Annotated in this window: 20 protein-coding genes; 8 read left to right on the top strand and 12 right to left on the bottom strand. The window is 59.1% G+C overall.

The genetic code is table 11. From position 1 onward, the window contains the following. Nucleotides 1-235 precede the first annotated feature (235 nt). The 3 genes from gshA to QRN33_RS13485 all read right to left on the bottom strand — a co-directional run bounded on the left by gshA (nt 236) and on the right by QRN33_RS13485 (nt 4,797). The gene (gene gshA / locus QRN33_RS13495) at nt 236-1,819 is read right to left on the bottom strand and encodes a glutamate--cysteine ligase (RefSeq protein WP_285408993.1); all 1,584 of its coding nucleotides are present in this window, start codon (nt 1,817-1,819) and stop codon (nt 236-238) included. Nucleotides 1,820-2,089: 270 nt separating this feature from the next. Next, entirely contained in the window at nt 2,090-2,473 is a 384-nt protein-coding gene (locus QRN33_RS13490) for a PaaI family thioesterase (RefSeq protein WP_052512482.1), read from the bottom strand. Then, entirely contained in the window at nt 2,473-4,797 is a 2,325-nt protein-coding gene (locus tag QRN33_RS13485) for a Tex family protein (RefSeq protein ID WP_042608580.1), read from the bottom strand. The genes QRN33_RS13490 and QRN33_RS13485 overlap by 1 nt, the downstream gene beginning before the upstream one ends. A gap of 358 nt (nt 4,798-5,155) precedes the next feature. Between QRN33_RS13485 and ompR the strand changes: the two genes are divergently transcribed. Next, a complete protein-coding gene (gene ompR / locus QRN33_RS13480) occupies nt 5,156-5,896 on the top strand; it encodes an osmolarity response regulator transcription factor OmpR (protein ID WP_042608581.1) in 741 nt (246 codons plus the stop codon). 113 nt (nt 5,897-6,009) lie between these two features. Further along, complete coding sequence (locus QRN33_RS13475; RefSeq protein ID WP_016770645.1) at nt 6,010-7,323, top strand: ATP-binding protein; 1,314 nt, start codon at nt 6,010-6,012, stop codon at nt 7,321-7,323. A gap of 202 nt (nt 7,324-7,525) precedes the next feature. Here the strand turns inward: QRN33_RS13475 and rimK are convergent, their stop codons facing one another. The 3 genes from rimK to rimA are packed head-to-tail and all read right to left on the bottom strand — an operon-like array spanning nt 7,526 to nt 9,703. After that, nucleotides 7,526-8,431 (bottom strand): 30S ribosomal protein S6--L-glutamate ligase, encoded by a 906-nt coding sequence (gene rimK / locus QRN33_RS13470; RefSeq protein WP_024011184.1) that lies wholly within the window; start codon nt 8,429-8,431, stop codon nt 7,526-7,528. After that, nucleotides 8,428-8,907, bottom strand: a complete 480-nt coding sequence (gene rimB, locus QRN33_RS13465; protein ID WP_016772184.1) for a retropepsin-like aspartic endopeptidase RimB — start codon at nt 8,905-8,907, stop codon at nt 8,428-8,430. Before rimB ends, rimK begins: the two co-directional genes overlap by 4 nt. Nucleotides 8,908-8,923: 16 nt before the next feature. Next, on the bottom strand, nt 8,924-9,703 hold the full coding sequence (rimA, locus tag QRN33_RS13460) for a S6 modification regulatory phosphodiesterase RimA (RefSeq protein WP_285408986.1): 780 nt from the start codon (nt 9,701-9,703) through the stop codon (nt 8,924-8,926). A 116-nt stretch (nt 9,704-9,819) separates the two neighbouring features. On the opposite strand from rimA, the gene QRN33_RS13455 reads away from it, so the two are divergent. After that, entirely contained in the window at nt 9,820-10,224 is a 405-nt protein-coding gene (locus QRN33_RS13455; protein WP_042608583.1) for an RNA-binding S4 domain-containing protein, read from the top strand. Between the two features lie 158 nt (nt 10,225-10,382). Here the strand turns inward: QRN33_RS13455 and QRN33_RS13450 are convergent, their stop codons facing one another. Then, on the bottom strand, nt 10,383-11,186 hold the full coding sequence (locus QRN33_RS13450; RefSeq protein WP_042608584.1) for a phosphatase PAP2 family protein: 804 nt from the start codon (nt 11,184-11,186) through the stop codon (nt 10,383-10,385). A 105-nt stretch (nt 11,187-11,291) separates the two neighbouring features. On the opposite strand from QRN33_RS13450, the gene hslO reads away from it, so the two are divergent. Together hslO and QRN33_RS13440 are read left to right on the top strand one after the other, a co-directional pair. Next, nucleotides 11,292-12,194, top strand: a complete 903-nt coding sequence (gene hslO / locus QRN33_RS13445) for an Hsp33 family molecular chaperone HslO (protein ID WP_042608585.1) — start codon at nt 11,292-11,294, stop codon at nt 12,192-12,194. Between the two features lie 181 nt (nt 12,195-12,375). Continuing rightward, nucleotides 12,376-13,917 carry a phosphoenolpyruvate carboxykinase gene (locus QRN33_RS13440; protein WP_285408983.1) on the top strand — a complete coding sequence of 514 codons (1,542 nt, stop codon included), beginning with the start codon at nt 12,376-12,378 and terminating at the stop codon, nt 13,915-13,917. Nucleotides 13,918-14,043: 126 nt separating this feature from the next. On the opposite strand, the gene nadS is transcribed toward QRN33_RS13440, so the two are convergent. From nadS to QRN33_RS13420, 4 genes are all read right to left on the bottom strand, one after another. Next, complete coding sequence (gene nadS, locus QRN33_RS13435) at nt 14,044-14,331, bottom strand: NadS family protein (RefSeq protein WP_064363398.1); 288 nt, start codon at nt 14,329-14,331, stop codon at nt 14,044-14,046. 2 nt (nt 14,332-14,333) lie between these two features. Further along, nucleotides 14,334-14,648 carry a type II toxin-antitoxin system RelE/ParE family toxin gene (locus QRN33_RS13430; RefSeq protein ID WP_285408980.1) on the bottom strand — a complete coding sequence of 105 codons (315 nt, stop codon included), beginning with the start codon at nt 14,646-14,648 and terminating at the stop codon, nt 14,334-14,336. Nucleotides 14,649-14,753: 105 nt separating this feature from the next. Next, nucleotides 14,754-15,053, bottom strand: coding sequence for a hypothetical protein (locus tag QRN33_RS13425; RefSeq protein ID WP_285408978.1), 300 nt, complete (start codon nt 15,051-15,053; stop codon nt 14,754-14,756). Between the two features lie 345 nt (nt 15,054-15,398). After that, nucleotides 15,399-16,541: a hypothetical protein gene (locus tag QRN33_RS13420; protein WP_064363395.1), complete on the bottom strand. Its 1,143-nt coding sequence runs from the start codon at nt 16,539-16,541 to the stop codon at nt 15,399-15,401. Between the two features lie 298 nt (nt 16,542-16,839). Between QRN33_RS13420 and QRN33_RS13415 the strand changes: the two genes are divergently transcribed. The 3 genes from QRN33_RS13415 (at nt 16,840) to QRN33_RS13405 (ending at nt 20,702) form a co-directional block, all read left to right on the top strand. Further along, entirely contained in the window at nt 16,840-18,774 is a 1,935-nt protein-coding gene (locus tag QRN33_RS13415) for a RecQ family ATP-dependent DNA helicase (protein ID WP_285408975.1), read from the top strand. Nucleotides 18,775-18,898: 124 nt separating this feature from the next. After that, nucleotides 18,899-20,125, top strand: a complete 1,227-nt coding sequence (locus tag QRN33_RS13410) for a 3-hydroxyacyl-CoA dehydrogenase (protein WP_285408973.1) — start codon at nt 18,899-18,901, stop codon at nt 20,123-20,125. Between the two features lie 145 nt (nt 20,126-20,270). Beyond that, nucleotides 20,271-20,702: an acyl-CoA thioesterase gene (locus QRN33_RS13405; RefSeq protein WP_285408971.1), complete on the top strand. Its 432-nt coding sequence runs from the start codon at nt 20,271-20,273 to the stop codon at nt 20,700-20,702. A 55-nt stretch (nt 20,703-20,757) separates the two neighbouring features. On the opposite strand, the gene QRN33_RS13400 is transcribed toward QRN33_RS13405, so the two are convergent. Beyond that, on the bottom strand, nt 20,758-21,243 hold the full coding sequence (locus QRN33_RS13400; RefSeq protein WP_039756448.1) for a glycine zipper domain-containing protein: 486 nt from the start codon (nt 21,241-21,243) through the stop codon (nt 20,758-20,760). Between the last annotated feature and the right edge of the window lie 249 nt (nt 21,244-21,492).

Here is a 21,492-nt window from a genome sequence, read left to right as displayed (position 1 = left end):
CGGAGACTAAATGATCTAAGAATCTAGAAATAAATAACTTTTTCGAATGAGCTTATGAGCGGAAAAATCTAAGCACAGCGAGCGGTTGGGACTTGTGGCGAGGGAGCTTGCTCCCGCTGGAGGCCGAAGGACTCCCAAATCCGTTAACGCATTTCATCTGATGCGCCGCATTGGATAATTTGCGACTGCTGCGCAGCCGAGCGGGAGCAAGCTCCCTCGCCACAGAGAAATTTGATCAGTTACTGATCGCCAGGATACTCGCCTGATACGCGCCGACAAACACATCGAAATCGCCGACTTCGTTCTGCTCAAGCTCGGTCTGCTGTGCCAGCGACGCCCGGGCCAGTTCTTCAAACTTCGCTTGCTCGTCAGCCGCCAGCGGTTCGCGACGGAAGAACTCGGCATGGACCTGGCTCTGGCGCAGGGAGAACTGCGCGAAGCTTTCCTTGTGCTCGGCCATGGCGGCCAGCACCTGCGCCGATGGCGTCAGGGACGGGTCGTTGACCTTGGCCAGTTGGGCATCCAGCGCCTTGCTGTGGGCATCGCCGCCGACGCTCTGATCGAGCATCGCCGCCAGCGGAGCAATCTGCTCGAGCAACTCGGCCGCCCATTGCTTCATCTCGACCGGCTGACCGTCACGCTGCAATTGCAGGCCCGGACGGCGGCCTTCCTTGACCACGCTGAGGAAGTTCGAGGTGGCGTTGCCGCACGAAGTGTTGGTCAGCAGCGGGCTGTCGTTCAGCGCGCAATACAGCAGGAAGGCGTCGATGAAGCGCGATTCGGTGAGGTCGATGCCCATCGGCAGGAACGGGTTGATGTCCAGGCAGCGCACTTCGACGTATTGAATGCCGCGCGCCATCAGCGCCTGGATCGGCCGTTCGCCGGTGTAGGTCACGCGTTTCGGGCGGATGTTGGAGTAGTACTCGTTTTCGATCTGCAGGATGTTGGTGTTGAGCTGCACCCACTCGCCATCCTTGTGCGTGCCGACTTCAACGTACGGCGCGTAAGGCGTGGCCACCGCTTCGCGCAGGCTGTCGGTGTAACTGGCCAGATCGTTGTAGCAGGGCGTCAGGCCGGCCTGGGCGTTGCTCTGATAACCGAGATCGCTCATGCGCAGGCTGGTCGCATAAGGCAGATACAGCGTGTCCGGATCAAGCTGTTCGAGTTGATGTGAACGCCCGCGCAGGAAACCGGCATCCAGTGCCGGCGAGGCACCGAACAGGTACATCAGCAGCCAGCTGTAGCGGCGGAAGTTGCGAATCAGCGCGATATAGGACACCGACTGGAAATCGCGATCAGTGCCGACGAAGCCTTCGGCCTCGCGCAGCAATGGCCAGAGCTGTTCCGGCAGGGAAAAGTTGTAGTGAATCCCGGCGATGCACTGCATGGTCTTGCCGTAGCGCAGGGCCAGGCCCTTGCGATAGACGTACTTGAGCTGACCGATGTTGGAGGTGCCGTAATAGGCAATCGGGATGTCTTCCTCGGCCGGCAACGGGCACGGCATCGATGGACTCCACAGGTACTCGTTGCCGAGCTTGCTGTAGGCAAAGCGGTGAATCTTGTCCAGGCTCGCCAGCGTGTCGGCAGGATCCGGCAGGGCAGGCGTGATGAATTCCAGCAGCGACTCGGAGTAGTCGGTGGTGATCTGTTCGTTGGTCAGCGCGGAACCCAGGGCTTCGGGGTGCGGCGTTTGCGCCAGGCGACCTTCACTGGTCACACGCAGGCATTCACGTTCGATACCGTGCAGGCACTGCTTGAGCAGAGAGAGGTTGGCGCGCTCGCCGAGCAGAGCCAGGCGGCGGTTGAGATGTTCGCTCAATTTGGATTCCTTCACGCGTCAGTCGCCCCAATATGGGGGTGGGCAGGACGGTCTACAAGGGTGAAGTTGAAACTGGCGTGATCGCCTGGTTTTGTAGCGGCAGGCCATTTGCCGGTCAGTCAAGAACTGCACAATCCCTGTGGGAGCGAGCCTGCTCGCGAAGAGGGTTTTGCAGTCAATATCACCGTCGACTGACACACCGTCTTCGCGAGCAGGCTCGCTCCCACAGGATTCGTTGCGCCGAAATTAACTCAAAATGATGAGCAACATCTACAGGACAGCGAAGGTGCCTTGCGCTTTTGCGACCAGCTTGTCGCCTTGCATCACCTCGGCTTCGACCACCAGCGTGCGCCGGCCCGGGTGGATCACCCGGGCCGTGCACAGCACCTCGCCGTCGGAAACGGCGCGGATGTAGTTGATCTTGCACTCGATGGTTGCGCTCTGCTGATCAAAGCCATGGCTGCTGGAACAAGCCAGGCCCATGGCAATGTCGACCAGACTGAACAGCGCGCCGCCGTGCAGCTTGCCGCCGCGATTGCGCAGTTCGGGCTCAAGCGCCAGGGCGACTTGCGCGACCCCGGTTTCGAGGCTGTGGAGGCGGCAGCCCAACAGCTTGAAAAACGCGCTCTCGACGAGCCCGGCCGGCATTTCCATCAGCGTTTCTTCAACTGCTTGGCGTTGGCGAACAGCGAGGCCATCGCGTTGTTCACCGGCGCGGCGGTCGCGGTTTCCTTGCGCGGCGCGTTGCCGGAGGACTGGCGCGGTGCCGAGCCCGGACGCGAGCCACGGGCGCCGTCGATTTTTTCGCCCGGGGTGTCGCTCATGCGCATCGACAGGCCGACGCGTTTGCGCGGGATATCGACTTCCATGACTTTCACTTTCACCACGTCACCGGCCTTGACCGCTTCGCGTGGGTCCTTGATGAACTTCTCCGACAGCGCCGAGATGTGCACCAGACCATCCTGATGCACGCCGATGTCGACGAATGCACCGAACGCGGTAACGTTGGTTACCACGCCTTCGAGGATCATCCCCAGTTGCAGATCCTTGAGGTCTTCGACGCCTTCCTGGAACTCGGCAGTCTTGAACTCCGGACGTGGATCGCGACCGGGTTTTTCCAGTTCTTGCAGGATGTCGGTGACGGTCGGCAGACCGAAGGTTTCGTCGGTGAATTTCTTCGGATCCAGACGCTTGAGGAACGCGGCATCGCCGATCAGCGAGCGAATATCACGGTCGGTTTGCGCGGCAATACGCTGCACCAGCGGATAGGCTTCCGGGTGCACCGCCGAAGAATCCAGCGGATTGTCGCCGTTCATCACCCGCAAGAAACCGGCGGCTTGTTCGAAGGTTTTTTCGCCCAGTCGCGCCACTTTTTTCAGCGCCGCACGGGTCTTGAATGCGCCGTGTTCGTCACGGTGAGCAACGATGTTCTGCGCCAGCGTCGCATTGAGGCCGGAGATCCGCGCCAGCAGGGCCACGGAGGCGGTGTTCACATCCACGCCCACGGCGTTCACGCAGTCCTCGACCACCGCGTCAAGACCGCGCGCCAGTTTCAGCTGCGAGACATCGTGCTGGTACTGGCCGACACCGATGGATTTCGGGTCGATTTTCACCAGCTCGGCGAGCGGGTCCTGCAGACGACGGGCGATCGACACGGCACCACGGATCGACACGTCGAGGTCCGGGAATTCCTTGGCCGCCAGTTCCGATGCGGAGTACACCGAGGCGCCGGCTTCGGACACCATGACCTTGGTCATCTTCATCGCTGGATATTTTTTGATCAGCTCGATCGCCAGCTTGTCGGTCTCACGGCTGGCGGTGCCGTTGCCGATGGCGATCAGGTCCACCGAGTGCTTGGCGCATAGCGCGGCGAGGATGGCGATGGTCTGATCCCATTTGTTGTGGGGCACGTGCGGGTAAACCGTGGCGTGATCGAGCAGCTTGCCGGTGGAGTCGACTACAGCAACCTTGCAGCCGGTGCGCAGACCCGGGTCGAGGCCCAGGGTGGCGCGCGGGCCGGCCGGAGCGGCCAGCAGCAGGTCGTGCAGGTTGTGCGCGAAAACGTTGATCGCTTCGGTTTCGGCGCCGTCGCGCAACTCACCGAGCAGGTCGGTTTCCAGGTGGGTGTAGAGCTTGACCTTCCAGGTCCAGCGCACTACTTCGCTCAGCCATTTGTCCGCCGGGCGGTTCTGGTTCTGAATGCCGAACTGCTGGGCGATCATGCCTTCGCACGGGTGCATGGTGCCGGGCAGCTCATCGCCGACTTTCAGCGCGGAGCTGAGAATGCCTTCGTTGCGACCGCGGAAAATCGCCAGGGCGCGGTGCGACGGCATGCTTTTCAGCGGCTCGTCGTGTTCGAAGTAATCACGGAACTTGGCGCCTTCCTCTTCCTTGCCAGCGATGACGCGGGCACTGAGGATCGCTTCCTGCTTGAGGAAATTACGCAGTTTTTCCAGCAGGGCGGCGTCTTCGGCGAAACGCTCCATGAGGATGTACTTGGCGCCTTCCAGCGCAGCCTTGACGTCGGCCACGCCTTTTTCGGCATCGACGAAGCGCGCGGCTTCGGTTTCCGGCGCCAGGTTCGGGTCGTTGAACAGGCCGTCGGCCAGTTCGCCGAGGCCGGCTTCGAGGGCGATCTGGCCTTTGGTGCGGCGCTTCTGCTTGTACGGCAGGTACAGGTCTTCGAGGCGCGTCTTGGTGTCGGCGAGCTTGATGTCACGCTCGAGGGCCGGGGTGAGTTTGCCTTGCTCTTCGATGCTGGCGAGGATGCTGATGCGCCGTTCGTCGAGTTCTCGCAGGTAGCGCAGGCGTTCTTCCAGATGACGCAACTGGGTGTCATCGAGGCTGCCGGTCACTTCTTTTCGGTAACGGGCGATGAAGGGAACGGTAGAACCTTCATCGAGTAGCGCGACGGCCGCTTCGACCTGTTGTGGGCGTACGCCGAGTTCCTCGGCGATGCGGCTGTTGATGCTGTCCATAAAACCACCTGACATAGTGTGAAAGCAGGCTCACAGGCACGCTGATAAAGGCCTGGAGGCTGATTGAGCGGCTGGAAAATGGCCGCTGCCTGGATCAAGAGGCTGCCCATTGACCCGTGAAATCGAACAGTTGCTGCACAGGGCCGGAAAAAATACCGGCCACTTACGGTAACGATTCAGACGTTGCCTGGCGCAAAACGCCGCGCATTATAACCAGCGTTCTGTCATTCGGGGGCGTTGCAGGCTGTAGGCATAAACCCCGGTTTTCTGGCAGTGAAGGAAAAATCTGCTAACAATGCACACGGTGCGTATAACGGCAGCTACGCCATAATGCGCGCCGAGCTAAAAGGAGCATCCAATGAGCAGCACTGCACAAACGGCTGAAGGCGAAAAAATTCTTATCGTTGATGACGATCCGGGGCTGAGCAGCCTGCTGGAGCGTTTCTTCGTCAGCAAGGGCTACCGTGCCCGTACCGTTCCGAACACCGAGCAGATGGATCGTCTGCTGGCGCGTGAAGTGTTCAATCTGGTCGTCCTCGACCTGATGCTGCCGGGCGAAGACGGCCTGACCGCGTGCCGCCGCCTGCGTGGCGCGAACAACCAGATTCCGATCATCATGCTCACCGCCAAGGGCGATGAGCTGAGCCGTATCAAGGGCCTCGAACTGGGCGCCGACGATTACCTGGCCAAGCCGTTCAACCCGGACGAGCTGATGGCGCGGGTCAAAGCCGTATTGCGCCGTCAGGCCGCACCGGTACCGGGCGCGCCGGGCAGTGAAGACGAAAACGTCACCTTCGGTGATTACGTGTTGTCACTGGCCACCCGCGAACTCAAGCGGGGCGATGAAGTGCACATGCTCACCACCGGTGAGTTCGCTGTGCTCAAGGCGCTGGTGATGAACGCGCGTCAGCCGCTGACCCGCGACAAACTGATGAACCTCGCCCGTGGCCGGGAATGGGATGCGCTGGAGCGTTCCATCGACGTGCAGATCTCGCGTCTGCGCCGGATGATCGAACCCGATGCGTCGAAACCGCGCTACATCCAGACCGTCTGGGGCGTGGGCTACGTGTTCGTACCGGATGGCACCGCCACCAAGTGATCGGTGATTTGTAGGAGCGGGTCTGCCGGTATTGGTCGCACGGCCATTGCCACAGACTCGCAATCCGCAATATGCGAGCATTGCTCGCTCCTGCAAGTGTGTAGCGGTTAAAGATGAAAACCCCCGTCTGGTTCCCCCAAAGCTTTTTCTCTCGCACCCTTTGGCTGGTGCTTATCGTCGTGCTGTTTTCCAAGGCGCTGACCCTGGTTTATCTGTTGATGAACGAGGACGTGCTGGTGGATCGCCAATACAGTCACGGTGTCGCTCTGACGCTGCGCGCCTATTGGGCCGCCGATGAAGAAAACCGCGCAAAAATTGCCGATGCCGCGACCCTGATTCGTGTGGTCGGTGCCGGTGTGCCGGAAGGCGAACAGCACTGGCCGTACAGCGAAATCTATCAGCGGCAGATGCAGGCGGAACTGGGTGCCGACACCGAAGTGCGTTTGCGCATGCATTCGCCGCCGGCGTTGTGGGTTCGCGCGCCGAGCCTGGGCGATGGCTGGCTGAAAGTACCGTTGTATCCACATCCGCTGCGCGGTCAGAAAATCTGGAACGTGCTCGGCTGGTTCCTCGCCATCGGCCTCTTGTCCACAGCGTCGGCATGGATTTTCGTCAGCCAGCTCAACCAGCCGTTGAAGCGACTCGTCTATGCCGCGCGGCAACTTGGCCAGGGCCGCAGCGTGCGCCTGCCGATCAGCGATACGCCCAGCGAAATGACCGAGGTCTACCGCGCGTTCAACCAGATGGCCGAAGACGTAGAACAGGCCGGACGCGAACGTGAGCTGATGCTGGCGGGGGTGTCCCATGACTTGCGCACGCCGCTGACACGCTTGCGCCTGTCGCTGGAATTGATGGGCGACCACACCGACCTCACCGACGACATGGTCCGCGACATCGAGGACATGGACGCGATTCTCGACCAGTTCCTCGCGTTCATTCGCGACGGTCGCGACGAATCGGTGGAAGAAGTCGACCTCAGTGATCTGGTGCGTGAAGTCGCCGCGCCGTATAACCAGAACGAAGAAAAAGTGCGTTTGCGTCTGGAACCGATTCAGCCATTCCCGCTGCGTCGCGTGTCGATGAAACGCCTGCTCAACAACCTGATCGGTAACGCCTTGAACCATGCCGGCACCGGCGTGGAAGTGGCGGCCTATGTGTCGGGAGATACCAGCGCGCCGTACGTAGTCCTGAGTGTGATGGACCGTGGCGCGGGGATCGATCCGTCGGAGCTTGAGGCAATTTTCAACCCGTTTACCCGAGGCGATCGGGCTCGCGGTGGCAAAGGTACCGGGCTGGGACTGGCGATCGTGAAAAGGATTGCGGCGATGCATGGCGGCAATGTCGAATTGCGCAACCGGTCCGGAGGTGGGCTTGAGGCGCGGGTGAGATTGCCGCTGGGATTGATGTTGCCCCGGGATGCTGTGTAGATCAAAAGCCCCTCACCCCCAGCCCTCTCCCAGAGGGAGAGGGTGCCGACCGAAGTGTCTGGCGTCATGCATCGACCTGCAAAATTCGGTCGATTATGGATTCAGTGTTGCTCGTTCAAGTCGGCGTAGTTCTCCGATATCCCCCAATCGGTCCCCTCTCCCTATGGGAGAGGGTTAGGGTGAGGGGCTCTTGCTCTTCGCTTTAGCCCTTGCCCTTGGTCCGGGTCATATTCGGCCCGCCATTCTTTTCCAGGTGTTCGATGATGATCCCGGCCACGTTCTTGCCGGTGGTAGTCTCGATCCCTTCCAGTCCCGGCGACGAATTCACTTCCATCACCAGCGGCCCGTGATTGGAACGCAGAATGTCCACGCCCGCCACCGCCAGGCCCATCACCTTGGCGGCGCGTAACGCGGTCATGCGTTCTTCCGGGGTGATCTTGATCAGGCTGGCGCTGCCGCCGCGATGCAGATTGGAACGGAACTCGCCCGGTTTGGCCTGGCGCTTCATCGCGGCGATCACCTTGTCGCCGACCACGAAGCAGCGGATATCCGCGCCGCCGGCTTCCTTGATGTATTCCTGGACCATGATGTTCTGCTTCAGGCCCATGAACGCTTCGATCACCGACTCTGCCGCTGTTGCGGTTTCGCACAGCACCACGCCGATGCCCTGAGTGCCTTCGAGCACCTTGATCACCAGCGGTGCGCCGTTGACCATGGCGATCAGGTCGGGAATATCGTCTGGCGAGTGGGCAAAACCGGTGACCGGCAAACCGATTCCGCGCCGCGACAGCAGCTGCAACGAACGCAATTTATCCCGGGAGCGAGCAATGGCCACCGACTCGTTGAGCGGGAACACGCCCATCATTTCGAACTGACGCAACACCGCGCAGCCGTAGAACGTCACCGACGCGCCGATCCGCGGGATCACCGCATCAAAACCTTCCAGCGGTTTGCCGCGGTAGTGGATCTGCGGCTTGTGGCTGGCAATGTTCATGTAGGCGCGCAAGGTGTCGATCACCACCATTTCATGCCCGCGCTCGATTCCGGCTTCGACCAGACGGCGGGTGGAATACAGACGCGGATTACGCGACAGCACAGCGATCTTCATGCAACACCTGTGGAGGAGGTAGATACCGGGAACACCGGCTTGTCTTGTACATATTTGATGCCCGGATTGACCACCAACTGGCCATCGATCAGGGCTTTGGAACCGAGCAACAGGCGATAGCGCATGGACTTGCGGCAGGCCAGGGTGAATTCCACCGGCCAGACTCGATCACCCAGGGCCAGCGTGGTGCTGATCACGTAGCGCACCTGCGCATGGCCATTGGAGCTTTTGATGGTTTTGCGCGTGACCAGCGGGGCTTCGCAGCGCCGGTGACGCAATTGCACCACCGTGCCCAGATGCGCGGTGAAGCGCACCCATTTCTCGCCGTCGCGCTCGAACGGTTCGATATCGGTGGCGTGCAGGCTGGAAGTGCTGGCGCCGGTGTCGATTTTCGCGCGCAGACCGGCGACTCCCAGGCCCGGGAGCGCCACCCACTCGCGCAGACCAACAACGGTCAAATGATCAAATGTCTTCAAAGAAAAAACCCAAGAGTTAACGCTTCCAGGCCTCGTCTGGCACCCGGGGCAACGCTTTGAACGCAGGTTTGGCGAACCAGTAGCCCTGCATCAGAAATATTCCACAGTCCGCGAGGAAATCCCGTTCCCCGACGCTCTCGATGCCCTCGGCGATGACTGTAACGTTCAACTCCGCACACATTGTGACAATCCCCCGCACGATCACCTGACGGACACGGTCTTGATCGACATCGCGGATCAGCGCCATGTCGAGTTTGATCAGGTCCGGTTGGAAATCAGCCAGCAGATTGAGCCCCGAATAGCCGGCACCGAAATCGTCGATGGCGGTCTTGAAGCCGAATTCGCGGTATTCACGCAGAATATTGGTCAAATGGCGATAATTATCTACGTGCTCGATTTCCAGGGTTTCGAAAATCAGCCGGTCGAGCGGAAAGTTGTGTTTTCGTGCGGCCTCCAGCGTGCTGCGAATGCACAGCTCTGGACGGTAGACGGCGTTGGGCAAAAAGTTGATCGACAAGTGTGTCTGCATATTAAGGTTCGCCGCACCTTCGATGGCGCGGGTCCGGCAGAGCTGGTCGAAACGGTAGCGGTTGTCTTCTGTAACCTGATTTAACACGGACAGTGCGCCTTCTCCTGCCACGCCTCGCACCAGTGCTTCGTGGGCAAACACGGACTGATCGCGCAGGTCGACGATCGGCTGGAAGGCGAAGGCAAAATCGAAGTCCAGCGGCTCGCTTTGCTGGCAGCCCTGGCAACCGCCCTTGGGCGAGGTCAATGAAGTCGGGAATTTTGTCACTCGGTCACTCCAGGCCGGTCATGCGGCGAAGATCACAGTCTATCTGGTGGGCCGAGTTCTTGCGCCCGACAGAAACGGTAGTACAGTTCCGACTACTGGCTGAACGAGGAATTCATATGGCGCAGAAACAGGAGGAGGACGACAAGGTCCGTCTCGATAAATGGCTATGGGCGGCACGTTTCTATAAAACCCGTGCCCTGGCCAAAGCGGCCATTGAAAGTGGCAAGGTGCACTGTCGTGGCGAACGCTGCAAACCGGGCAAGGAACCACGCATAGGCGATGAGTTCGAGATTCGCACCGGCTTCGAAGTGCGCACCGTGAGGGTCGAGGCCTTGTCGATCGTGCGTCGAGGCGCACCCGAGGCGCAGACCTTGTACGCCGAGACCGAGGCGAGTATCGCCAAGCGTGAAGCGGCTGCGGCAATGCGCAAGGCAGGGTCGTTGGGCGTGAGCACCGATGGCAAGCCGAGCAAGAAGCAGCGGCGCGATCTGTTCAAGTTTCGCGGTAGCAGCAACGAATGACGTGAGTTGAACACTATTGTGGCGAGGGAGCTTGCTCCCGCTGGCGGCCGAAGGACGCCCTGTACCGTCGAGCAGTGCGCCTCAAGCGACAAATGCACCGACCGGTATGGCGACTGCTGCGCAACCGAGCGGGAGCAAGCTCCCTCGCCACAGGTTCATCAGCGTGCGGCAGACACCACACTCATCCGCGACACCAGCGGCAACTTGCCCAGCAGCGCGAAAACCGGCGCGGTCAGCTTCAACCAGAAGTTCGACGCGTGCCAGGCAAAGGGTGTGTAGTAACCCCAGCCCAACGCCCAGACCGCCAGCAGCACGCCACCGATGTAATCGTCCTGGCCCCAGTGCGCGCCGGCCACCAGGCGCGGCAACATGAACAGCACTGCCAGACCCCAGACCGTGAAAAACTGGCCGACGGTGCGGCTGAACACGCCCATGAACAACGCCCAGATCAACAGCACCGAGGCATGATCACCCGGGAAACTCTGGCCCGAACGATCCTTCAGCTCCCAGGTTTTTTCCAGATGCGGAAAGTAATCGCTGATGTGCACGGCGCCCTCGATCACCATCGACGGGCTGCTGTGCTGCCAGCCCATGTGATCGGCGAATTTGGAAAACAGCGCGCGAATCACCACCATCAACAGCAGGATCGAGAAAAAACCGAAGAATGCGCGGCGCACGTCGATCGCCCTGAAGACCCAGTCGCCCTTGATCAGCAGCGTCAGCAGAATCAGGCCAACGACAATGTCGAACGGACGCAGACTTGCAATTGCCCAGATGTGGAGCCATATCGGGTTGCTGGCCAGCGGTGCATTCAGCGAGCGAAACAGCCACTCGTCGAAAATCACACACAGCATCTGACCGGTAGGCCATAACCAGAAAGCCAGTAGCGCCAACGGCACTACGTTACACAGAACCAGCCGGCCGAGGTTCCACCTTGATTGGAACAAACCCGGATTGTTCATAAAATGCCTCCCATGGCGAAAAGCGCCGGCACCAAAAAAGTGCCAGCAAGCGCAAATTTTCACGTTTTGTAACCATTTTGTCATCACATTCAGATACCCAGACCTATGACCGACCTAGCGGATACCGATTTCACTCAACGCTTCATCTTCGATGACAGCGACACTCGCGGCGAACTGGTAGCGCTGGAGCGCAGCTACGCCGAAGTCCTCGCCAAGCACCCGTACCCGGAGCCAGTCGCGCAGTTGCTCGGCGAACTGATGGCGGCCGCGTCGTTGCTGGTCGGCACGCTGAAGTTCGATGGCTTGCTGATCTTGCAGGCGCGTTCGGAAGGGCCGATTCCGCTGCTGATGATCGAGTGCTCCAGCGAGCGCGAAATCCGTGGCCTGGCGCGCTATGACGCCGAGCAGATCGCGGCGGACGCCACCCTCAGCGACCTGATGCCGAACGGCGTTCTCGCCCTGACTGTCGATCCGACTGTGGGCCAGCGCTATCAGGGCATTGTCGATCTCGACGGCGAAACCCTCTCCGATTGCTTCACCAATTATTTCGTCATGTCGCAGCAAGTCGGCACGCGCTTCAAGCTGTTCGCCGATGGTCGTCGTGCCCGTGGCCTGCTGCTGCAGCAATTGCCCGCCGATCGCTTGAAAGACGAAGAAGAACGGGCCGCCAGCTGGCAGCACCTCACCGCACTGGCCAGCACCTTGAGCGCCGATGAGCTGCTCAGCCTGGACAATGAAACCGTGCTGCATCGCCTGTACCACGAAGAGCAGGTCCGCCTGTTCGATGTGCAGCATCTGCGCTTCAGTTGCAGCTGCTCGCGGGAACGCTCTGGCAATGCGCTGGTCAGTCTTGGGCTGGAAGATGCGCTGGCGCTGGCAGCCGAGCAGGGCGGCAAAGTCGAGATCGATTGCCAGTTCTGCAATCAGCAGTACCTGTTCGACGCGGCCGATATCGCTCAATTGTTCGCTGGCGCGGGCGTCGATACGCCGTCAGATACCCGTCACTAAAACGGTTCAGCGCAGGTAAATTCACTGCGTAATGACGGAATAACGCCGTTACGACGGGAGGACCCTACTCTTTTTGGGCTTTTCTGGCATAATCCGGCCCACTTTTTTCGCGGTAGTAGTGCACGACTTTCTACTACAAAACGTTTGGAGCACACTCGGCCACTGGCCGACGGGGAACCTCATGACGCAAGCCAATAACGCCGTGTACACCGATCTGAGTGTTGATGATCTGGTAAAAGAAGCCCTGAATCGCGGTGAAGGCGAGCTTGCCGATACCGGCGCTCTGGTTGTTCGCACCGGTCACCGCACCGGCCGTTCGCCAGTCGACCGTTTCATCGTTGAAGAGCCTTCCACCCAGGCCGCTATCGCCTGGGGCCCGATCAACCGCAAGTTCCCGGCCGACAATTTCGATGCCCTGTGGGCTCGCGTCGAGGCCTTCAACAATGCGCAAGAGCACTTCGTTTCCCACGTGCATGTAGGCGCGGCGGAAGATCACTACCTGGCCGTGAAAATGACCACGCAGACTGCCTGGCAGAACCTGTTCGGTCGTTGCCTGTTCATCAACCCGGCCCAGTACAACCCGGCTGGCCGCGAAGAATGGCAAGTGCTCAACGTCGCCAACTTCGAGTGCGTGCCTGAGCGTGACGGCACCAACTCCGACGGCTGCGTGATCATCAACTTCGCGCAGAAAAAAGTGCTGATCGCCGGCATGCGTTACGCCGGTGAGATGAAGAAAGCCATGTTCTCGGTGCAGAACTTCCTGCTGCCGGCCGCTGACGTGCTGCCAATGCACTGCGCTGCCAACATCGGCGAAGACGGCGACGTGACCCTGTTCTTCGGTCTGTCGGGCACTGGTAAAACCACTCTTTCGGCCGACGAAAGCCGTTACCTGATCGGTGACGACGAACACGGCTGGGGCGAAGGCGTGGTGTTCAACATCGAAGGCGGTTGCTATGCCAAGTGCATCGACCTCTCCGAGAAGAACGAGCCGGTCATCTGGAAAGCCATCAAGCACGGCGCGGTGCTGGAAAACGTCGTCATTGACGATGCCAAGCACGCCGACTACGCCGATGTCAGCCTGACCCAGAACAGCCGAGCGGCGTATCCGCTGGAGCACGTTGCCAAACGTTCCGAGAAGAACCTGGGTGGCGAGCCAAACGCGGTGATCTTCCTGACCTGCGACCTGACCGGCGTACTGCCGCCAGTGTCGATCCTCAACGAAGAACAAGCGGCCTACCACTTCCTGTCCGGCTACACCGCACTGGTGGGCTCGACTGAAATGGGTTCGGGCAGCGGCATCAAGTCGACCTTCTCGACCTGCTTCGGCGCACCGTTCTTCCCGCGTCCGGCTGGTGAATACGCCGAGCTGCTGATCAAGCGCATCCGCGGCTTCGGCTCCAAGGTCTACCTGGTCAACACCGGCTGGACCGGCGGTGGCTACGGCGTCGGCCAACGCTTCAACATCCCGACCACCCGTGCAGTGATCGCCGCTATCCAGAGCGGCGCTCTGATCGGTGCAGCCACCGAGCACCTCGACACCATCAACCTCGACGTGCCACTGGCCGTTCCGGGCGTCGACACCAACCTGCTCAACCCACGTAACACCTGGGCTGACAAGGCTGCGTACGACGAGGCAGCGAAAGCACTGGCCGGTCTGTTCATCGAGAACTTCAAGAAGTTCGAAGTGAGCGACGCGATCAAGGCTGCTGGGCCGAAGTTGTAAGTAGTGGTTTGCAGTGAATAAAAAAAACCGCCCTTTGGGGCGGTTTTTATTTTCGATTTGAAATGCAGCCTGGTTGGCCTCAAAGACTGGGCTTTGGCTTTGGCTTGGCTACTTCTTCAGAACCTGTCAATCAGCAAGTGCACTGAGCACATGGACAGGATCGTTATGAATGGCCTTGAGCAATGCTTTAGCCGGGCCAGTCGGCTGACGACGACCTTGCTCCCAATTGCGTAACGTCCCGAGCTGGACATCAATCAAGGCTGCGAACTTTGCCTGCGTCATTCCCGTCGCTTTGCGAATCTGTTTAACCTGTAATGCATCCACATGAAATTCGCGGGAAGGTTTTTTTTCACCCCGAAGAATCTCATCCATTTCCTGCACGCTTTCCATCAGCTCATCAAAAAATTTGCTCATGGTTACCTCCACTTTCCAATCATGGCCTTCAGTGCTTTCCGTTCGTCATGAGTAAGATCCTGCTGCTCATTTTTTGAGTAAATCATCAAGAACGCGATCTGTGATGCTGAAACGAAGTGGTAGTAGATGACCCGTGCTCCTCCTCGTTTACCGTGGCCTTTGGAGGCGACTCGTGCTTTACGCACCCCCCCGGTCCCTTCGATTACATCGCCAATGGACGGGTCTGCGACCAGCTGCTTTTGAAAGGTGGCGTAGGCATCGTCGTCCAGTAACTCTCTTACTCGGCGGGTAAAGACTGAAGTCTCAATAAAAATCATGGTCAATGTACGCCAGTGACTTACTTTCAGGCAATGCTGAAGTGTTGATGAGGATGATTGGTGGTTGATCGCCGACAGGGATCGGCGGTGATAAGGCTGCTCGGCTTAGGCCGGCGCTTTCCAGTTGAGCATTTGTGTCTGTGCGACTTGCAGCAGGTCGTAGCCGTCCTGAGTCAGCAGGTACAAGGCGTGGGTGATGTGGGGGATGTCTTCGACGTCGGCTTGTTTGAAGCTCAGGCAGTACAGGGTTTGCAGAAGGTCGCTGGAGGCGCGCAGGCGCTGGACGGCGCACTCGAGGATGTCCTGCGGGTTGGCTTGTGTGTCGATGATCAGCGGTTTGCTGTCGGTGAGGTTTGATTCGAGTGGGCGGTAGCGATCGGTGGTGTATTGACTGCGTGCTTTCATTTTTCGACCCTCAGATGCTGCAAATGAAGCCGCCACATCGTGACCAAGCGACAGGAGGCGACTGTGTTCGGGTTGGTCAACCGGTGAGGATCGTGCACATACCCGGCACACCCGAGGGTGTCCCAAACACAGTCACCATAAACTGCAGGCAAATGAGTGCCCGCAGCATACAGTGCATGCGTATACACGAACCAATCGGGTGACCAAGCCCGAGTCGCTGAACACACAGCGACACCCACGACTATAGGTTCGCACCACCAGCTCGCGATAGCCGACAAGGCATCACGTGAAGTAGGAACGGGACGAACTCTTTGCCGGACGTTGCTATCGATTCTTCAACGTTTTTCAACGCAGATGCTGGTAACCGGAAATATCCAGCAGGCTCGTGGTCAGTCCGGTTGCCGGCCGGTAGATCGTGCCTTTGACTGCCGAGAACGGCACGCCTTTGCTGCCCAGCGAGACATAGCGCTCGCCTTTGTCCAGCTCGGTGAAATAGGTGTAGGACTGGCTGTGCATCTTCTTGTAGCGAGCTTCGTCGCTGACGATGGCGCCGGTGAATCGGAGCAGGTCGGCATTGCTCAGGTTGAGGGTTTTGCTCAGTGGGACGCCCCAGCGTTTGAGGCAGGTTTCGGCGAAATGGCGAACGATGCGGCCGGGTTCGATCAGGGCGTTGAGGTCGCTGCCGCTGGTGGGGTCGCCGCCAAGCGCTGTAGCGTTGCCAGCGAGGGTGGCGTGGCGACCGGCCATTGGGTAGATCGAGGTCCTGGTACCCGTGGCTGTTTGTGGAATCACGCAACTGAAGCCTTTCGAGCGCTCGTCGCGGGCATAGAAAGCGATGTATTCCTTGACGTTGGACTGAAGTTTCACCCGGTTTTCCTGAAAGTTGCCGATACCCGGAACTGGATCAATCGCAAATATATTCACCGGAATATGTTTGAGGGCAGCGTCCTTGAACATGGCATTGGCCAACATGTGGCAACTGATCCCCCCACGGCTCCAGCCGACCATATTGACTCGGGTGGGAATGATGCTGTCCTTGCGGAAAGTCTTGATGATCTGTTCCTGTAATTTCTGCTGCGTGATACTCCGCTCGCCATAGTTGTATTGGCGCCACAACCAGGAGCCTTCCACTTTCACATCTTCAATAGGAATGCCTGCGGCTTTCAGACGGTTATATTCTGCCTCGGTAAGTTGTTTACGCTGCCAGTCGCATTTGCCTTTGATGACATTTATGGCGTGTTGCACGTTTTCGTCCCAGCCTTTACCGAACAGGGTTCCAGACAGGCCGTATTCGGAGGTCTTGGTGAACAGGTCATCGGCTTGCAGATTGCCGCTGCCAGGGCCGTCGACCACGATCCAATCGGCAAATTCGCGTCCGCCGTGGTGTGCAGCAAGCGTAGAAACGATTTCGCCATCCCAGAAGCTTTTATGTTTGTCATCAAACTTGTTGGAACCGGTACCGCAGAAAAAAATGGTTAACGTTGTCATGTTGTTGCTCTCGTTTGTTTTAAGAGCAAGTAAATTAGTTTGAGTGGGTTCGCTTGATAAAGTGCTTGGTTGTTTCGATTCTTGTAGGTTTGAATAAATCTGTTTTTTGTTTTTTCTGTAATGAAGGTTTTATTGAGCGGAATCGTTAGTTGTCCGGATACTTTATCTACCTGACGATCCCTCGTGTACGCTTGATACCCTGTATCATTCCGTATCGATTTGCCCCCAACCTTTTCTCGACTCGCTGCGATCGCCCGCTAGGCTTTGGGCATGGCAGCAGTCAAAGGAGTGACAGCGAATGCACAACACCCTGGAACAGGTTTTTGGTTATCCACAGTTTCGACCCGGTCAGGAGGCCGCCATCAGCGCGGTGCTGGCGGGGCGCTCGGCGGCGGCGATCTTTCCCACCGGCTCCGGCAAATCGCTTTGCTACCAACTGCCGGCCCTGCTGCTACCGCATCTGACATTGGTGGTCTCGCCGCTGCTGGCGTTGATGCAGGATCAACTGGCGTTTCTCAAGCGTCACGGCATCTCGGCAGGCAGTATCGATTCGGCGCAGAGCCGCGAGGATGCCAACGACGTCATGGCCCGTGCGCGTTCGGGCGAGCTGAAAATTCTGATGATTTCCGTCGAGCGCCTGAAAAACGAGCGCTTCCGCAATTTTCTGCAACAGGTGCCGATCTCGTTGCTGGTGGTCGATGAAGCACACTGCATTTCCGAGTGGGGCCACAACTTTCGTCCCGACTACCTGAAACTGCCGGACTACCAGCGCCAGTTCAACATCCCCCAGGCCCTGCTGCTTACCGCTACGGCCACACCGAAAGTCATCGCCGACATGCAGACCAAGTTCGCCATTGCCCCGGCAGATGTGGTGACCACTGGTTTTTACCGACCCAACCTCAACCTGCTCGTTGAGCCTGTGCGCAGCCACGACAAGCGCCGGCGGCTGGTGGAATGGATGGCCGAGCGCCCCGGGCAACCGAGCATTGTCTACGTCACGTTGCAGAAGACCGCCGAGCACATTGCCGAGCATCTCGAGCGCAACGGTATCCAGGCCGAGGCTTACCACGCAGGTTTGCCCCACGATCAGCGTGAGGACATTCAACGCCGCTTCATGGCCGGGCAGTCCAATTGCATCGTCGCCACCATTGCCTTCGGCATGGGGATCGACAAGAGCGACATTCGCAACGTCGTGCATTTCGATCTGCCCAAATCCATCGAAAACTACAGCCAGGAAATCGGTCGTGCCGGCCGTGACGGTCAGCCCTCTGACTGCCTGGTGCTGGCCAATCGCGACAGCCTCAATGTGCTGGAGAACTTCGTTTACGGCGACACACCCGAGCGCGATGGCATTCGTTATGTACTCGATGAACTGAAAGCTTCGGTGCCTGAGGGGCAGTGGGAGTTTCTGCTCGGGCCATTGGCGGATCAGAGCAATATTCGCTCGTTGCCATTGAAGACGTTGCTGGTGCAGCTGGAACTGCGCGGTCTGATTGCTCCGCGTTACGCCTATTACGCCGAGTATCGCTTCAAATATTTGCTCGAGCCGGAGGCACTGCTCGAGCGTTTTGAAGGCGAGCGCAGGGATTTCGTGGCGGCGATCATCACAACGTCCGCGCGAGCACGCACTTGGGCCACGGTAGATTTCGAGGCGATGTACTCGCAGTATTCCGCCGAGCGCAATCGCGTGGTGACAGCGCTGGATTACTTCCAGGAAAGAGGCTGGGTCGAGCTTGAGAGCAAGCAGATGACCGAGGTTTACAGCCTGCTGCACAGTGATTTTGCCAGCGATGCCCTGAGCGCTGAGCTGCACGAGTATTTCACCCGCCACGAACAGACTGAGGTGGCGCGGATTCACGCCATGCTCGAGGTGTTCGCCACCGAGCGCTGCCTGGGTTATCGCCTGGCCGAATATTTCGGTGATCACAATGCCCCCGAGCGTTGTGGCCATTGTTCGGTGTGTCACGGCCATGTCGCCCGGTTGCCCGAGCCGCCAGCGTTGCCGGCGCTTGTGGATAAAAACTTCGCAGAATTGTGTGATGAATTTATCCACAGGCATGAGCAGCACACTGGGCGCATTCCGTCGGCCGAACGCCTGACGCGATTCCTCTGCGGTATCAGCGTGCCTTTGTTCACCAGGCTCAAGGCGCGCGCGATTCCAGGATTCGCAGTGCTGGAGGAGTATCCCTACGCTGAAGTCCGGGAGTGGGCAGACAATCACTTGCTCGATTAGGCAGAGGATCTGTGGGCGCTGCATCCATCCGCTGAATGTCGATCATCACGCTAATAGACTTCAAAAAGCGTCGTGGCCTGACTAAGGTTGGAATCTGTCTTCGGGCCACTCACAAGAGAACAACATGAGCCAGACATCCTTCGAAATCCAGCAGGCTGCGGTGATCGGCGCAGGCACCATGGGCCGTGGCATTGTCATGTGCCTGGCCAATGCCGGCGTGAGCGTGCAGTGGGTGGATAACAATCCACAGATGCTCGAGCAGGCGCTGATGGCGGTCGCCGAAACTTATGCACACAACGTGCGTCAGGGCCGCATCGATCAGGCCGAAGCGGATACCCGTATCGCTCGCGTCTCTGCGGCGGCGGATTACGCGACGATCCGCAATGTCGACCTGGTGATCGAAGCGGTGTACGAAAACCTCGAGCTCAAGCAGAAGATCTTTCGTGAGCTGGATGGCCTGCTCAAGCCTGAGGCTCTGCTGGCGAGCAACACCTCGGCGCTGGACATCGACGCCATTGCCGCTGCGACCCGGCGCCCGGCACAGGTGCTGGGCCTGCACTTCTTCAGCCCGGCGCACATCATGAAACTGCTGGAAATCGTACGCGGCGCGCAAACGTCGCCGGCGGCACTCGAAGCCGCCTTGGCCCTTGGCAAGCGTATGGGCAAGGTCAGCGTGGTGTCGGGCAACTGCCACGGTTTTATCGGCAATCGCATGCTGCATCCGTATGTACTCGAAGCGCGCAAGATGCTTCTCGAAGGCGCTTATCCACAGCAGGTGGACTCCGCGCTGCAAGGTTTCGGCTTCGCCATGGGGCCGTTTCGCATGTACGACGTGGTCGGTATCGATCTGGAGTGGCGTGCTCGGGAGCTCGCTGGCAAGGGCCAGGATGCGCCGGAGGCCCAGATCGATAACCGCCTGTGCGAAATGGGCCGGTTCGGGCAGAAGTCCGGCAATGGTTATTACCACTACGAGCCGGGCAGTAGGCAGGCCGAGCATGATCCCGAGGTCGATGCACTGGTGCTGCGGGTCAGTGAGGAATTGGGTTTCCAGCGTCGCGACATCGGTTCTGAAGAAATCCTTGAGCGCTGTTTGCTGGCGCTGGTCAATGAAGGCGCGAAGATCCTCCAGGAGGGCATTGCCGGCTCGGCCCATGACATCGATCTGGTGTACTTGAACGGCTATGGTTTTCCAGCGGATAAGGGTGGGCCGATGGCCTGGGCGGATCATCAGGGGCTGGCGGATATCCATCAGCGCCTGCTGGCGCTGGAGACGCGCCAGGGCGATCAGTGGAAGCCGGCGCGGCTGATTGGCGAGCTGGCGGCGCAGGGGAGGGGGTTTGCTGATCGCTGAACAATGCTGCGATTGATACATCGCCTTCGCGAGCAGGCTCGCTCCCACAGGTTCGCGCCTTTCAATATTGGAGCGAGCCTGCTCGCGAAGGTGCTGCCACGGTTTGAATTAGACTCGCCGAAAAATCCGAAGGAATCCCTGCTCAATGTCCAGCCCGACCCCGCAACGATCCGACTACCCTCACTTCCAGCCCATCACCACACGCTGGCACGACAACGATGCCTACGGTCACGTCAACAATGTCACCTACTACAGCTTTTTCGACACGGCGGTGAACACTTATCTGATTCAGGTCGGCGGCCTGGATATTCATGACGGCGAAGTAGTGGGATTCGTGGTCAGTTCGGCGTGCGATTACTTTGCCTCGATCGCTTTCCCCGATCTGATCGAGATCGGACTGCGGGTCGGCAAGCTGGGCAACAGTTCGGTGCAGTACGAGCTGGCGGTGTTCAAGGTCGGCGAAAGCGAGGCGTGTGCGGCGGGGCGGTTTGTGCATGTGTTTGTCGATCGGGCGAGCAATCAGCCGGTGCCGATTCCTGCGAGTTTGCGCGGGGCGCTGGAACGGTTGGTCATCTGAGCGCGCAAAAAAAATCGCAGCCCAAGGGGCTGCGATTTTCATTCAAGCCTTCGCCTCAATGGTGGCGATAGTACTTGTGATGCTTGCGGTGGCCGTAGGCGTGGCCGCGACCCGGGTGACCACGGTCGCGGTAGTAGCGACGGTCATCATGGCGACGGTCGTAACGACGATCATCGTCGTCGCTCTTGTTGCCCATGTAGTTACCCAGCGCGCCGCCCGCGCCGCCACCTGCGGCAGAGCCGATCAGGCTGCCGGTGGTGCCGCCAAGACTGCGGCCAACCACGTTACCGCCGGCTGCACCCAGTGCACCGCCGATGGCCGCTTCGCCACGGCTGCGCTTGTCTGCGCCGACCGCACTACCACCCGCGCCGCCCAGGGCTGCGCCGATGGTGGAACCTGTATTGCCGCCTAACGATTGACCGACGACCGAGCCAAGAACCCCGCCCAATGCGCCGCCCACACCTGCTTCGGTGGTGCCTCCGGCAGAAGCGAAGCCACTGACCAGGCCAAGGGACAACAAGAGAATCGAGGAGAACTTCATAGAGGATGAGCCTCAAAGGGATGACGGCGCCGATCCTGAGGCTCTGCATTGGGCGTGACAATCAAAATCCGACGAATAACACGACATGTATACAATATTGCAAGTTACTGTTTTTTCACCGGAACTTAACCGATTTTCGCCGGTCTTTAGCTACTTCGGACAGGCCGTTTTTATACAAAAACGGCCTTTTTTGTGGGCGGTCGAAAAATGTTGAGTGCCGAGACATTCGGTGAATCGGCTACCGCCATT

The sequence above is a fragment of the Pseudomonas sp. FR229a genome (assembly GCF_030209115.1).
Lineage (GTDB): Bacteria > Pseudomonadota > Gammaproteobacteria > Pseudomonadales > Pseudomonadaceae > Aquipseudomonas > Aquipseudomonas moraviensis_A.
Note: the sequence above shows the minus strand (reverse complement) of the source record. Positions and strands in the feature narration are given on the sequence as shown.

Coding starts and splice junctions, on each gene's coding strand:
- QRN33_RS13490 (WP_052512482.1), bottom strand. CDS start 2,473: ATGGAAATGCCGGCCGGGCTCGTCGAGAGCGCGTTTTTCAAGCTGTTG.
- QRN33_RS13485 (WP_042608580.1), bottom strand. CDS start 4,797: ATGGACAGCATCAACAGCCGCATCGCCGAGGAACTCGGCGTACGCCCA.
- ompR (WP_042608581.1), top strand. CDS start 5,156: ATGAGCAGCACTGCACAAACGGCTGAAGGCGAAAAAATTCTTATCGTT.
- QRN33_RS13475 (WP_016770645.1), top strand. CDS start 6,010: ATGAAAACCCCCGTCTGGTTCCCCCAAAGCTTTTTCTCTCGCACCCTT.
- rimK (WP_024011184.1), bottom strand. CDS start 8,431: ATGAAGATCGCTGTGCTGTCGCGTAATCCGCGTCTGTATTCCACCCGC.
- QRN33_RS13455 (WP_042608583.1), top strand. CDS start 9,820: ATGGCGCAGAAACAGGAGGAGGACGACAAGGTCCGTCTCGATAAATGG.
- QRN33_RS13450 (WP_042608584.1), bottom strand. CDS start 11,186: ATGAACAATCCGGGTTTGTTCCAATCAAGGTGGAACCTCGGCCGGCTG.
- hslO (WP_042608585.1), top strand. CDS start 11,292: ATGACCGACCTAGCGGATACCGATTTCACTCAACGCTTCATCTTCGAT.
- QRN33_RS13440 (WP_285408983.1), top strand. CDS start 12,376: ATGACGCAAGCCAATAACGCCGTGTACACCGATCTGAGTGTTGATGAT.
- nadS (WP_064363398.1), bottom strand. CDS start 14,331: ATGAGCAAATTTTTTGATGAGCTGATGGAAAGCGTGCAGGAAATGGAT.
- QRN33_RS13430 (WP_285408980.1), bottom strand. CDS start 14,648: ATGATTTTTATTGAGACTTCAGTCTTTACCCGCCGAGTAAGAGAGTTA.
- QRN33_RS13425 (WP_285408978.1), bottom strand. CDS start 15,053: ATGAAAGCACGCAGTCAATACACCACCGATCGCTACCGCCCACTCGAA.
- QRN33_RS13420 (WP_064363395.1), bottom strand. CDS start 16,541: ATGACAACGTTAACCATTTTTTTCTGCGGTACCGGTTCCAACAAGTTT.
- QRN33_RS13415 (WP_285408975.1), top strand. CDS start 16,840: ATGCACAACACCCTGGAACAGGTTTTTGGTTATCCACAGTTTCGACCC.
- QRN33_RS13410 (WP_285408973.1), top strand. CDS start 18,899: ATGAGCCAGACATCCTTCGAAATCCAGCAGGCTGCGGTGATCGGCGCA.
- QRN33_RS13405 (WP_285408971.1), top strand. CDS start 20,271: ATGTCCAGCCCGACCCCGCAACGATCCGACTACCCTCACTTCCAGCCC.
- QRN33_RS13400 (WP_039756448.1), bottom strand. CDS start 21,243: ATGAAGTTCTCCTCGATTCTCTTGTTGTCCCTTGGCCTGGTCAGTGGC.